General features: G+C 76.1%; 2 protein-coding genes. One reads left to right on the forward strand and one right to left on the reverse strand.

Features of this window, described 5'->3' with window-relative positions; genetic code table 11:
- Nucleotides 1–8 precede the first annotated feature (8 nt).
- Nucleotides 9–1,016 (reverse strand): FecCD family ABC transporter permease, encoded by a 1,008-nt coding sequence (locus tag G5C65_RS17340; protein ID WP_277608064.1) that lies wholly within the window; start codon nucleotides 1,014–1,016, stop codon nucleotides 9–11.
- A gap of 248 nt (nucleotides 1,017–1,264) precedes the next feature.
- On the opposite strand from G5C65_RS17340, the gene G5C65_RS17345 reads away from it, so the two are divergent.
- Nucleotides 1,265–14,194 (forward strand): amino acid adenylation domain-containing protein (locus tag G5C65_RS17345; protein WP_420903326.1); only part of this gene is annotated, 12,930 nt, incomplete at its 3' end.

The raw sequence follows: 14,194 nt of genomic DNA on the forward strand, positions 1-14,194 counted from the left end.
GGGCATCGTCACACCTCCGCCAAGTGCCGCCGCCGCACCATGGCGATGAAGAACGGGCCGCCGAGGAAGGCGACGATGATGCCCGCCTGGACCTCGGTGGGCCGTGCGATGACCCGCCCCAGGATGTCGGCGGCGAGCAGCAGGCTGGGGGCGAGCAGCGCGGACAGCGGGAGCAGCCAGCGCTGGTCCGGGCCGATGCCCGCGGCCTGCGCGAGCACCCGGACGATGTGCGGGACCACCAGGCCGATGAAGATGATGGGCCCGATCACCGCGACCGCCGCGCCGGTCAGCAGGGTGACGGCGGCGACGCCCTGGAGCCGGATCAGCCCGAGCCGCCGCCCGTGGGAGGCGGCCACGTCCTCGCCGAGCGCCAGGCTGTTGAGCGCGGGAGCGCAGGCCAGCGCCAGCACCACCCCCACCGCGATGAAGGGCAGCACCCGCAGCACGGCGCCGCTGTCCTGGTCGGCCATCGTGCCCGCCGTGAAGAACCGGAAGCGGTCCAGCGCCTCCGGGTTGGTGAGCGAGATGGCGCTGGTGACCGAGGTGAGCAGGGAGGTCACCGCGACGCCGCCGAGGGCCAGTTTGACCGGCGTCGGCCCCGAGCGGCCCAGCCTGCCCAGCAGATAGACCACGACGCTGGCGGCGAAGGCGCCGGCGAAGGCGAACCAGACGTAGCCGTAGAACGAGCCGAGCCCGAACACCCCGATGGCCAGCACGATCGCGAAGGAGGCGCCCGCGCTGACGCCCAGCACCCCGGGGTCGGCCAGCGGGTTGCGGGTGAGGGCCTGCATCAGCGCGCCCGCCAGGCCGAGCGCCGCGCCCGCCGCGAGCCCGAGCCCGGTGCGGGGCACCCGGGCCGACCAGACGACGTTCTCCACGTACCGGCTCGGCGCTGCGCCGAAGAGCGCCCGCAGCACGTCGGCCGGGGACAGGCTGGCGGCGCCGAGCATGAGGGACAGCACACAGAGCACGGCGAGCACGGCTGCGAGGGCGCCCACGAGCAGCAGCGGGCGCAGCGGGCGGCGGCGCCCCACGCGCTCCCGGCGCTCCGCGCGCTCCCCGCGTACTTCGTGCTCCCCGCGCTCGGCGCTCTCCGCGCTCTCCGCGCATGCCGCGCGTTCCTCGCGCCGTTCACGCGCCTTCACCGTGCGGTCTCCAACGGCGGACTCCCTCGAATTGAGTGGGCCTTTTTGTTAGGTAATGCTTACCTTACTATGGCCGCGGTCCTCCGGCTGAGCCCGGTTCCATATCCTCGGGGAGAGCTGTGTCCGGTATCGAAGAACACACATACGGTATCGACGAATTCACCGGCTTCTGGCACCGATACTTCACACCGCCTCCACCAGAGATCGCACTCCCGGTCGATTTTCCGTATCCGCTGCGGCCCGCCGGGGAGTCGCGCACGGTCCGCCGCCCGCTCGCCGCCACCGCCGAACCGGCCGAACCGGCCGAACCTGCGGTGCTGCTGGCCGCGTATGTCGCACTGCTGTACCGCTACGGCTCCGGCGGCGGAGCCGGGGACGCCACCGGCGGGGACATCGCGGTGGCGTACGACGGACTGCCGGTCCGCGTCGCGCTCGACGGCGGCACGGACTTCGCGACCCTCACCGCCCGGGTGGCCGCCGCGTACGCCGACGCGCACGCGCACCGGACCGGCCCCGCCGCGCTCGCCGAGCGGCTGCGCCCCGAACCCACCCGGGCCGGCGGGCTGCTGGTCAACACCGCCTTCGGCAGTGACGCGTGGCCCCACCCGCTGGACCTCGCGCTGGACGCGGCGGACGGCGAGATCCGCGTCACAGCCCGCACGGACCTGTTCGAGGAGGCGACGGCCCGGCGTATCGCGGACCACTACGCCACGCTGCTCGCGGACGCGCTGGCCCGACCCGGCACCCCCGTCGGCGACCTGGAGCTGCTGCCGGACGAGGAGCGGCACCGCGTCCTGGCCGAGTGGAACAACACCGCGCACGGGGTGGCCGCGCGCACCTGGCCCGCGATGTTCGCCGAACGGGTCCGCGAGCGGCCGGACGCCGTCGCCCTCGTCCACGAGGACACCCGGCTCAGCTACGCCGAACTCGACGCCCGCGCCAACCGGCTGGCCCACGCCCTGCTCGCCCGCGGCGCGGGCCCCGAGCGGGTGGTGGCGCTGGCCGTGCCCCGCTCCGCCGACCTGATCGTCGCGGAGGTCGCGGCCCTGAAGTCCGGCGCCGCCTATCTGCCGGTGGACACCGACTACCCGCCGGACCGCATCGCCTACATGCTGGGCGACGCCGCGCCCGTCTGCCTGGTCACCACGGCCGGCGCCGCCGCCGGCATCCCGCCGCGCGACGGCACCGAGGTGCTGCTGCTGGACGCGCCGGAAACCGAGCGGGAACTGGCCCGGCACCCAGCGCACGACCCGTCCGAGGACGACCGCGGCGGCCCGCTGACCGTCGCGCACGCCGCCTACGTGATCTACACCTCCGGCTCCACCGGCCGCCCCAAGGGCGTGGTGCTCTCGCACGCGGGCGTCGCCAAGCTGGTCGCCACCCAGAGCGAGCGCTTCGGCGTGGGCCCGGACAGCCGGGTGCTGCAGTTCGCCTCGCCGAGCTTCGACGTGGCCTTCTGGGACCTGTGCCTGGGCCTGCTCTCCGGCGGGCGGCTCGTCGTCGTACCCTCCGAGCGCCGGGTGCCCGGGGCGCCGCTCGCCGACTACGCGCAGGCGCACGGCATCACGTTCATGATCCTGCCGCCCGCGCTGCTCGCCGCGATGCCGGATGCCCCCGGAAGCCCGGAACTGCCGCCCGCCACCCTGCTCGCCGGGACCGAGCGGGTCTCGCCCGAGCTGGTCGGGCGGTACGCGCGCGGCCGGATGATGTTCAACGCGTACGGTCCCACCGAGGCCACCACCAACTCCACCCTCGGCCGGTGCGACCCCGACACCCCCGCCGGGTCCACCGTGCCCATCGGCGTGCCCGACCCCGGCACCCGCGCCCTGGTGCTCGACGCCCGGCTGCGCCCGGTACCGGCCGGGGTCACGGGAGAGCTGTACCTGGGCGGCGCTGGGCTGGCCCGCGGCTACCTCGGGCGGCCCGCGCTGACCGCCGAGCGGTTCGTCGCCGACCCGTTCGGCCCCCCGGGGGAGCGGTTGTACCGCACCGGGGACCTGGTGCGGTGGCGGGCCGACGGGCAGCTGGAGTTCCTCGGCCGCGCCGACACCCAGGTGAAGATCCGGGGCTTCCGCGTCGAGCCCGGAGAGATCGAGTCGGTGCTGCGCGCCCACCCGGCCGTCGACCAGGCCGCCGTGGTGGTCCGCGAGGACCCGCCCGGCGAGCGGCGGCTGGCCGGCTACGTCGTCCCGTCCCTGGACGCCGGTGCCGGCGGCGGGAGCGCGCAGCAGATCCAGGAGCAGCAGGTCCAGGAGTGGAAGGAACTGCACGAGCTGCTGTACGCCGCCGCGGGCTCGGAGGGCGAGCGGCAGGACGCGCGCGCCCCCGGGTTCCGGGAGAACTTCGCGGGCTGGAACAGCATGTACGACGGGCTGCCCATCCCCGTCGACGAGATGCGCGAGTGGCGGGACGCCACCGTCGAGCGGATCGCGGACCTCGCGCCGCGCCGGGTGCTGGAGATCGGCGTCGGCAGCGGGCTCCTGCTCTCCCGCGTCGCTCCCGGCTGCGAGGCGTACTGGGGCACCGACCTGTCCGAGGAGGCGGTGCGCGCGCTGCGCGCCCAGGCCGACGCGGTGCCAGGGCTGGCCGGACGCGTCGAGCTGCGCGCCCGGCCCGCGCACGACACCAGCGGGCTGCCGGAAGGGTACTTCGACACCGTCGTCCTCAACTCCGTCGCCCAGTACTTCCCCGGCCCCGACTACCTCACCCGGGTGCTGCACGCCGCGGCCCGGCTGCTGGCGCCGGGCGGCAGCCTGTTCGTGGGCGACGTGCGCAACGCGCGGCTGCTGCGCTGCCTGCGGGCCGCCGTCGAGACGCGACGCGCCCCGGCGCCGGACGACAAGCAGGCGCTGCGCGCCGCCGTCGACCGCTCGGTGGCCTGGGAGGGCGAACTGCTGCTCGACCCCGACTTCTTCGCCGCACTCGACGGCTTCGACGCCGACATCCGCGTCAAGCGCGGCACCCACCACAACGAGCTGACCCGCTACCGCTACGACGTGGTGCTCCGCCCGAGCGGCGACGCACGGCCCGCACCCGCCGCGGCCGAGATCGCCTGGGCCGACCTGGCGGACCCGGCGGGCCCGGCGGCTCCGGCGGACCCGGCGGACCCGGAGGTTCCGGGCGGTCTCGACGCGCTGCTCGCCGGCCGCACCGCCCCGCTCCGGCTCACCGGTGTGCCCAACGCGCGGCTCGCCGAGGACCTCGCGGCACTCGACGCGCTGGACGACAGCAGCCGCACCGGTGCCGCAGCGCCCGCCGACGCGCCCGACCCGGAGGAGCTGGCAGCGCTCGCCGCCCGGCACGGGCTGCGCACCGTCGCCACCTGGAACGGCGCCGCCGACGACGGCAGCCTCGATGTGCTGTTCACCCCCGGCGGCACCCCGCCCAGCGGCGCGTACCGCCCGAACGGCGCCGTGCCGTACGCCAACGAGCCCGCCCCCTTCCGCGACGTGGCCGCGCTCATGAAGACGCTGCGCGCACACGCCGCCGAGCAGCTGCCCGCATATATGGTCCCGGCGGCCCTGGTCCCGCTGGACCGGCTCCCGGTCACCCCCAGCGGCAAGCTGGACGCCGCCGCGCTGCCGGTGCCCGACTACGGCGCCCTCAGCTCCGGGCGCCCGCCGCGCACCGACCGCGAGAAGCTGCTGTGCGCCGCCTACGCCGAGGTGCTCGGCCTGCGCGCGGCGACGGTCGACGACGACTTCTTTGCCCTCGGCGGCGACAGCATCAGCGCCATCCGGCTGCTGGTGCGCACCCGCGAGGCGGGGCTGCGGCTCACCACCCGCGACGTCTTCCGGCACCGCACGGTCGCGGCGCTCGCCGGGGCCGCGGAGACCACGGGCGGGGGAGAGCCGGGCGGCGGCCCCGCCCTCCGGCTCACCGACGCCGAACTCGCCGCGCTCCAGGGCGCCCACCCGGTCGCCGTCGAGGAGGCGCTGCCGCTGGGCCCGCTCCAGGAGGGCTTCTACTTCCACTCCCTGCTCGACGGCGCGGACGGCGATGCCTACGTCGTCCAGCAGGCCCTCGAACTGGCCGGACCCGTCGACGGCGCCGCACTGCGGCGCGCGGCCCAGCGCGTACTGGAGCGGCACGCCCCGCTGCGCGCCTGCTTCCGCCGCCTGCCCGAGGGGCGCCCCGTGCAGCTCGTCGCGGCGGGCCCGGAGCTGCCCTGGCGCGAGGTGGACCTGTGCGCGCAGGAGGCCGGTGCCCGGCCCCGGCTCGCCGACGCCGTCGCCGCCGACGAGCGCGCCCACGGCTTCGACCTCGCCCACCCGCCGCTGGTGCGCTGCGCGCTGGTGCGGCTCGACGCGGACCGCGCCCGGCTGCTGCTGACGTTCCACCACATCGTCGCGGACGGCTGGTCGCTGCCCGTGCTCCACCGCGAGCTGCTGGCCTGCTACGGAGAAGGGGGCGACGGCCTGCCGGAGCCGGCCCCGTACCGCTCCTATCTGCGCGGCCTGGCCGCCGCCGACCGGGAAGCGGCCCGGCAGGCGTGGCGGACCGCGCTCGCCGGGGTCGAGGAGCCCACCCGGCTGGTGGACGCGCCCGGCGGCGGGGCGCTGCGGCCCGCGCAGGTCCGCGTCGAGCTGTCCGAGCAGCTGACAGCCCGGCTGGCGGCGCGCGCCCGCGAGCAGGGCGTGACGCTGGGCACGGTGGTGCAGACGGCCTGGGGGCTGCTGGCCGGCGGGCTGACCGGCCGGCAGGACGTGGTGTTCGGCACCACCGTCTCCGGCCGGGACGCCGCCGTCGAGGGCATCGAATCCATGGTCGGGCTGTTCATCAACACCCTGCCGACCCGCTTCACCTGGCACCCCGGGGACACCCTCGGCGCCCTGCTCGGCCGGCTGCAGGACGAGCAGGCCCGGCTGCTGGACCACCAGCACCTCGGTCTGGCCGAGATCCAGCGCGCCGCCGGACACGCGGGCTCCGGCGAGCTGTTCGACACGCTGGTCGTCGTCGAGAACTACCCCGCCGCGACCGGCGTGGCCGACCCGTCGGGCACCGTCCGGATCACCGGCCACGAGTTCCACGACGCCGTGCACTATCCGCTCGCCCTCATCGTCAAGCCGCGCCGCAGGCTCGACCTGCGGCTGAAGTACCACGCCCAGCGGCTGGACGGCGCCGATGTGCGCCGGATCGCGGACCGGCTCTCCCGCATCCTGCACGCCCTGGCCGCCGACCCGGGGCAGCCCGCCGCCTCCGTCGGACTGCTCGCGCCCGACGAGCTGTCCCGCGCCCACCCCGAGGGGGAGCGCAGGGAGGTGCCCGCCACCACCCTGGCCGCCGCCTTCGCGGCGCAGGCGGCCCGCACCCCCGGGGCCCCTGCGGTGATCCACGAGGGCCGGACCCTCGACTACCGGGAGCTGGACGAGCGGGCCGAGGCGCTGGCGGCGCGGCTGCGGGCGCGCGGCGCGGCGCCCGGCACGTTCGTCGCGGTCGCCGTGCCGCGCTCGGCGGAGCTGATGGTGGCGCTGCTGGGCGTGCTCAAGTCCGGCGCCGGCTATCTGCCGGTGGACACCGACTTCCCGGCCGACCGCGTCACCCACATGCTGACCGACTCCGGCGCCGCGATCGTCGTCACCACCTCCGAGGCGGCGCCCCGGCTCCCCGAGCTGCCGGGCCTGACACCGCTGCGGATCACCGTCGCCGGGGACGCCGCGGACGCCGGGGACGCCGCGGACGCCGAGGCCGGGGACGGGGCCGGGGCGGCCGGGCGTCCCGCGCCCGTCGCGGCGGGCCCCGACGACCCCGCGTACCTCATCTACACCTCCGGCACCACCGGCCGCCCCAAGGGCGTCGTGGTCAGCCACCGCGCCATCGGCAACCGGCTGGCCTGGATGCAGGGCGCGTACGGGCTGACCGCCGACGACCGGGTGCTCCAGAAGACGCCCTCCAGCTTCGACGTCAGCGTGTGGGAGTTCTTCTGGGCGCTGTGCGAGGGGGCCGCCGTGGTGCTCGCCCGGCCGGACGGGCACCGCGACCCGGCGTATCTGGCCGGGCTCATCCGCGAGCAGCGCGTCACCACGACGCACTTCGTGCCGTCGATGCTGGAGGCGTTCCTCCAGGCCGGTGAGGTCACCCGGGACCCCTCCTGGGCCGCGCCGCTGCGCCGGGTCTTCTGCAGCGGCGAGGCGCTGCCCGCCGCCGCGGCCGCCCGCTGGCACGAGCTGACGGGCGTGCCCCTGCACAACCTGTACGGGCCCACCGAGGCGGCCGTCGACGTGACCGCGCACGCCTGGGACGGCGCGGCGCACACCGCGACGGTCCCCCTCGGCCGCCCCGTGTGGAACACCGGACTGCGGGTGCTGGACTCCTGTCTGCGCCCGGTGCCCGAGGGCGTGCCAGGCGAGCTGTATCTGACGGGCGTGCAGCTGGCCCGCGGCTACCACCGCAGGCCGGGGCTGACCGCCGAGCGCTTCGTGGCCGACCCGTACGGGCCCTCGGGGACGCGGATGTACCGCACCGGCGACCTGGTGCGCCGCACGGCCGACGGCACGGTGGAGTACCTGGGCCGCACCGACCGCCAGGTGAAGATCCGCGGCAACCGGATCGAGCTGGGCGAGGTCGAGGCGGCGCTGACCCGGCTCGCCGCCGTCGCCCAGGCCGCCGTCACCGCACGCGACGGCGCACTGGTGGCCTACGTCGTCCCGGCCGGGAACGCCGCCGGGCAGGGGAGCGCGCCGGACGCCGCCTCCCTCCGGGCCGCTCTCGCCGCCGAACTGCCCGCCTCGGCGGTGCCCGGCGCCTATGTCGTGCTGGAAGCGCTGCCGCTCACCCCCAGCGGCAAGCTGGACCGCGCCGCGCTGCCCGCGCCGCGCGCGGTGCGGGCCGAGGCGCGCGCCCCGCGCACCGACCGCGAGCGGGTGCTCACCGGCATCTTCGGGGCCGTGCTCAAGCTGGACGACATCGGCGCCGACGACGACTTCTTCATGCTCGGCGGCGACAGCATCACCTCCATCGGCGTCTCCAGCCGCGCCCGGAGCGCCGGACTGCCGCTGAGCCCGCGGGACGTCTTCGCGCACCGCACCCCCGCCGCACTCGCCGCGGCGGCCGCGGTGGCCGCCGACGCCGCCGATGCCGCCGACGTCTCCGCGCCGCGTGCCGCCGCGCTCTCCCTCACCCCTGAGGAGACGGAGCGCGTGCACCGCCTCAGCCCCGGCCCCGTCGAGGACATCTGGCCGCTGGCCCCGCTCCAGGAGGGGCTGTTCTTCCACTCCACGTACGACGACGGGGCGCTGGACGTCTACACCGTCCACGAGTCCTTCGACTTCGCGGCCCCGCTGGACGCCGGGCGGCTGCGGGAGGCGGCCCGGGTGCTGCTCGCCCGCCACCCGAGCCTGCGCGCCGGGTTCACCAGCGAGGGGCTGCGGCAGCCGGTCCAGTTCATCGTCCGCGACCCCGGGGTTCCGCTGGAGGAGGTGGACCTGTCCGGGTACTCCGCTGCCGAGCAGGACACCCGGCTCGGCGCGCTGCTGGACGCCGAGCGGGCGCGCCGCTTCGACCTCGCCCGCCCGCTGCTCTTCCGGATGCTGCTCGTCCGGCTCGGCGCCGAGCGCGGCGACCGGCTGCTCGTCGGCCGCCATCTGCTGCTGTGGGACGGCTGGTCCGCCTGGCTCTTCCTCGACCAGCTGTTCGCGCTGTACGCGTCCGGCGGCGACCCAGCGGGGCTGCCCGCGCCCGGCTCCTACCGCGACTACCTCGGCTGGCTGGAGACCCAGGACACCGCCGTCGCCACCGGAGCCTGGCGGCGCGCGCTCGCCGGGCTGGACGAGCCCACCCTGCTCGCCGCTGCCGACCAGGGCCTGCAACCGGACATCCCGGAGAGCCTGGAGACCACCCTCCCGGACGCGGTGGCGGAGCGGCTGGGCGACACGGCGCGCCGTCACGGCCTCACCCTCAACACCGTGCTCACCGCCGCCTGGGGGCTCGCCCTCGCCGGCGCGACAGGGCGCACCGATGTCGTCTTCGGCACGACCGTCGCCGGACGGCCCAGCGAGGTGCCGGACATCGAACACGTCATCGGCATGTTCCTGAACACCGTCCCCGCGCGGATCGCCTACGACCCCGCCGAGTCCGTGCTCGCGCTACTGCGCCGGGTCCAGGACGAGCGGCTGGCCGTGATGCCGTACGAGTACCTCGGGCTGGGCGTGCTCCAGGCCGAGACCGGCCACCGGCGGCTCTTCGACACCCTGTTCGTGCTGCGGAACAGCGACACCGAGGAGCGGCTGGCCGAGCTGCGCGAGCGGTACGGCGCCACCGCCGTCGCCAACGTCGACGCCACCCACTACCCCGTCAACCTCGTCGTCACGCCGGGCCGCCGCGTCCACGTCACCCTCACCCACCGCGCCGACATCGTCGGGGGCGGCCGGGCACGGGACCTGCTGGACCGGTTCACACTGCTGGTGGAGCGGCTGAGCGCCGACCTGGACGCGCCCGTCGGCCGCCTCGACCCGCTGCTGCCCGCCGAGCGCGCCGCGCTGGAGCGCGAGCGGACCGCCGGGCGCGCCCCCGCGCCCGAGGAGACCATCGCCGACCTGCTCGCCGCGCAGGCGGCCCGCACCCCGGACGCCACGGCGCTGGTGTGCGACGGCGCCACCCTCACCTACGCCGGGCTCGAAGCGCGTATCAGCCGCCTGGCCCGGCTGCTGCTCGACCGGGGCGCCGCGCCCGAGCGCACCGTGGCGCTCGCGCTGCCGCGCTCCCTGGACACGGTCGCCGCGCTGTTCGCCGTGCTGTCCACCGGCGCCGCCTATCTGCCGCTGGAGCTGGACCACCCCGACGACCGGCTCGCCGCCACCCTGGACGACGCACGCCCCGCGCTGCTGCTCACCACCGGCGCCGTCGCGGGCCGCCTCGCGGACGCGGCCCCGGACACCCCGCGCCTCCTCCTGGACGACCCGGACACGGTCCGCGCGCTGGCCGCGCTCTCCGGCGCCCCGCTGACCGAGGCCGACCGGCCCCGCTTCAGCCTGGAGCACCCCGCGTACGTCATCTACACCTCCGGCTCCACCGGCCGCCCCAAGGGCGTCGTCACCCCCTACCGGGGTCTGACGAACATGCAGCTCAACCACCAGCGGGAGATCTTCGACCCGGCCGTCGCGGCGGCGGGAGCGCGGCGGCTGCGCATCGCGCACACCGTCTCCTTCGCCTTCGACATGTCCTGGGAAGAGCTGCTGTGGCTGGTCGAGGGCCACGAGGTGCACGTCTGCGACGAGGAGCTGCGCCGGGACGCCGACGCGCTGGTGGCCTACTGCGACACCCACCGGATCGACGTCGTCAACGTCACCCCCACCTACGCCCATCTGCTCATCGAGCAGGGCCTGCTGGAGGGGCACCGGCCGCCGCTGGTGCTGCTCGGCGGCGAGGCCGTCCCGGAGACCGTCTGGAGCCGGCTGCGCGACACCGACGGCACCCTGGGCTACAACCTGTACGGCCCCACCGAGTACACCATCAACACCCTCGGCGGCGGCACCCTCGACAGCGCCACGCCCACCGTCGGCCGCCCCATCCGCGGCACCCGGGCCCACCTCCTCGACCCCTGGCTGCGCCCGGTGCCCGACGGCGTGCCCGGCGAGCTGTACATCGCGGGCACCGGCCTGGCCCGCGGCTACCTCGACCGGCCCGCGCTCACCGCCGGGCGCTTCGTCGCCGACCCGTACGGCGCCCCCGGCGAGCGCATGTACCGCACCGGCGACCTGGTGCGCCGCCGCGCCGACGGGCTGCTGGACTTCCTCGGCCGCACCGACGACCAGGTCAAGGTGCGCGGCTACCGCGTCGAACCCGGCGAGGTCGAGACGGCCCTGGCCCAGCACCCCGGCATCGCCCAGGCCGCCGTCGTCGCCCGCGACGACCCCGCGGCCCCCGGCACCCAGCGCCTCGTCGGCTACGTCGTTCCCGGCGGCCCCGCCGGATCCGCCGGGGCCGCCGGGGCCGAGGGCGCCGAGCGGCAGTCCGCCGAGCACGCGCACGTCGGCGAGTGGCAGGAGGTCTACTCCGAGGAGTACGAGCAGATCAGCACCGCCGTCTTCACCGAGGACTACGCGGGCTGGGACAGCAGCTACGACGGACAGCCCATCCCCTTCGAGGAGATGAGCGACTGGCGGGCCCGGACCGTGGCCCGCATCCGCGAGCTGGAGCCGCGCCGCATCCTGGAGATCGGCGTCGGCTCCGGGCTGCTGCTGTCGTGCCTCGCGCCGGACGCCGAGACCTACTGGGCGACGGACTTCGCGGCGCCCGTCATCCGCAAGCTCGGCGAGGACCTGCGCCGCGACCCCGCGCTCGCGGCGAAGACCGAGCTGCGCTGCCGCGCCGCGCACGAGGTCGAAGGGCTGCCCGAGGCGTACTTCGACACGATCGTCCTCAACTCCGTCGTGCAGTACTTCCCCAGCGCCGACTACCTCACCGAGGTCGTCCGGGGCGCCATGCGGCTGCTGGCCCCCGGCGGCGCGCTGTTCGTCGGCGACGTGCGCAACCCGCGCACCGCGCCCGCCTTCCACGGCGCGATCCAGCTCGCCCGCGCCCGGGACGGCGCGGACCCGCTGGCCGTACGCCGGGCCGCCGCGCGCGGGCTGCGGATGGAGAAGGAACTCCTCGTCGACCCCGACTACTTCGCCCAGCTCGGATACGGCCTCGACCTGCGCACCAAGCGCGGCCCCCACCACAACGAGCTGACCCGGCACCGCTACGACGCCGTCCTCTACCGCGACGGCGCGGCACCGCACGACCTCACCGGCGCCCGCACCGTCCCGTGGCCCGCGAACATCGAGTCCATGCTGCGCGATCCGGGATCCGCACCGGAGCGTGGCGCAGAGCACGACCGCGCCCCGGAGGAGCGCGGGGCCGAGCCCGACTGCGGCTCCGCCGCACGGCGCGACCAGCTACAGAGCACCCGCGGACTGCGGCGAGCAGAAAGGGGCAGCCCCGACCCGGCGGGCCCCGCCGGACCCGCCCCGTCCCTCCGGGTCACCGGCGTTCCCGACGCCCGCACGGCGGGCGAGCTGGCCGCCTGGCGTGCGCTGGAGGCGGGACGCCTGCCGGACGGAACCGGCGACACCGACGCCGGCGGTGTCGACCCCGAAGACCTGCACGCGCTGGGCGCCGAGCTCGGCCACCGCGTCCTCACCACCCCCTCCGCCGACGCACCCGGCCACTACGACGCCGTATTCACCCGGGCACCGGGCGGCCCCACCGCGGGCCTCTACCGGCCCGGCGGCGGCACGGCCCCGTACGCCAACGCGCCCACGGCCCAGCGCGCCGCCGACGCGCTGCTCCGCGACGTCCGCGCGGACCTCGCCCAGCGGCTCCCGGACTACATGGTCCCCGCCGCGCTCGTCCCGCTCGACCAACTGCCCATGAACGCCAACGGCAAGCTGGACGTGTCCGCGCTGCCCGACGCCGAGCCCGCCGTCGCCCCCGGCGCCGGACGCGGGCCGCGCACCCCGGCGGAAGAGGTGCTGTGCCGCCTGTTCGCCGAGGTGCTGGGGCTGCCCGAGGCGAGCGCCGAGGCCGGGTTCTTCGACCTGGGCGGCCACTCCCTGCTCGCCACCCGGCTCATCAGCCGGGCCCGCACCGAGCTGGGCGCCGAACTCGCCATCCGCGACCTGTTCGAGGCCCCCACCCCGGCGCTGCTCGCCGCCCGCGCGGACACCGGGCGCCGCCCCGCGCGCCCCGCCGTCACCCCGGTACCGGACGGACAGCGGCCCGCGCGCATCCCGCTGTCGGCCGCGCAGCGCCGGCTGCGGCTCGTCGAGCGCATCACCGGCAGCGGCGTCGCCTACAACTTCCCGCTCGTCTTCCGGCTGCGCGGCGCCCTCGACCCCGCTGCGCTGCGCGCCGCGCTGGCCGATGTGGCCGCCCGGCACGAGGCGCTGCGCACCGTGTTCCCGGAGCACGAGGGCAGCCCGTACCAGTCGGTCGTCCCGGCCGCCGACGCCGCCCCCGGACTCACCGTCACGGACTGCGACGAGGACGCGCTGGACGGCCTGATCGCGCGGGCCCAGCGCCGCCCGTTCACGCTGGAGAGCGAACTCCCGCTGCGCTGCGAGGTGTTCCGGCTCGGCCCGGAGGACCACGTGCTGGCCGTGGTGCTGCACCACATCACCACGGACGAGTGGTCCGACCGCCCGTTCCTGACGGACCTGGGCACCGCGTACGAGGCGCGCCGCGCGGGCCGGGCGCCCGCGTGGGCCCCGCTGCCGGTGCAGTACGCCGACTACACCCTCTGGCAGGAGGCCCTGCTCGACCAGCTCGGCACGCAGCAGCTCGGCTACTGGCGCGAGGCGCTGCGCGACCTCCCCGAGGAGCTGCCCCTGCCCCTCGACCGGCCACGCCCCGACGCGGCACACGCCACAGGCCGCAGCGGCAAGGTCCGGCGGGAGCTGCCGGACGGCACAGCGCGCGCCCTGCGTGCCCTGTCCGCGGACAGCGGCACCAGCATGTTCATGCTCTTCCAGGCCGCCGCGGCGAGCCTGCTGCACCGGATGGGCGCGGGCGACGACATCCCGCTCGGCGCCCCCGTCGCGGGCCGTACCGACGACGCGCTCAGCGACCTGGTCGGCTTCTTCGTCAACACGCTCGTGCTGCGCACCGACGTGTCCGGCGACCCCACCTTCCGCGAACTCCTCGCCCGGGTCCGCGAGTCGTCGCTGAAGGCGTTCGAGCACCAGGACCTGCCGTTCGACCGGCTCGTCGAGGAACTGAACCCGGCGCGCGCCGCCGACCGCAACCCCCTCTTCCAGGTGATGCTCGGCTACCACTACCGCCCGGACGGCGATCCGGACGTCCTCGGCATGCCGACCGAGTGGTACGACATGGACACCGGTATGGCCAAGTTCGACCTCCACTTCACCTTCGTGGACGAGGCGGACCCGGCGGGCCGGGGCCGTCTGACGCTGCTGCTGGAGTACGCCGCCGACCTGTGCGACAGCACCACGGCCGACCGGCTGGCGGAGCGCCTGGTGCTGCTGCTGGAGCAGGTTGCCGGGGATCCGGATCGGGCTGTGGGTGGGTTGGATGTGGTGGTGGGGTCGGAGCGGCGGTTGGTGGTGGAG

The sequence above is a fragment of the Streptomyces boncukensis genome (assembly GCF_011045075.1).
Classification (GTDB): Bacteria; Actinomycetota; Actinomycetes; order Streptomycetales; family Streptomycetaceae; genus Streptomyces; species Streptomyces boncukensis.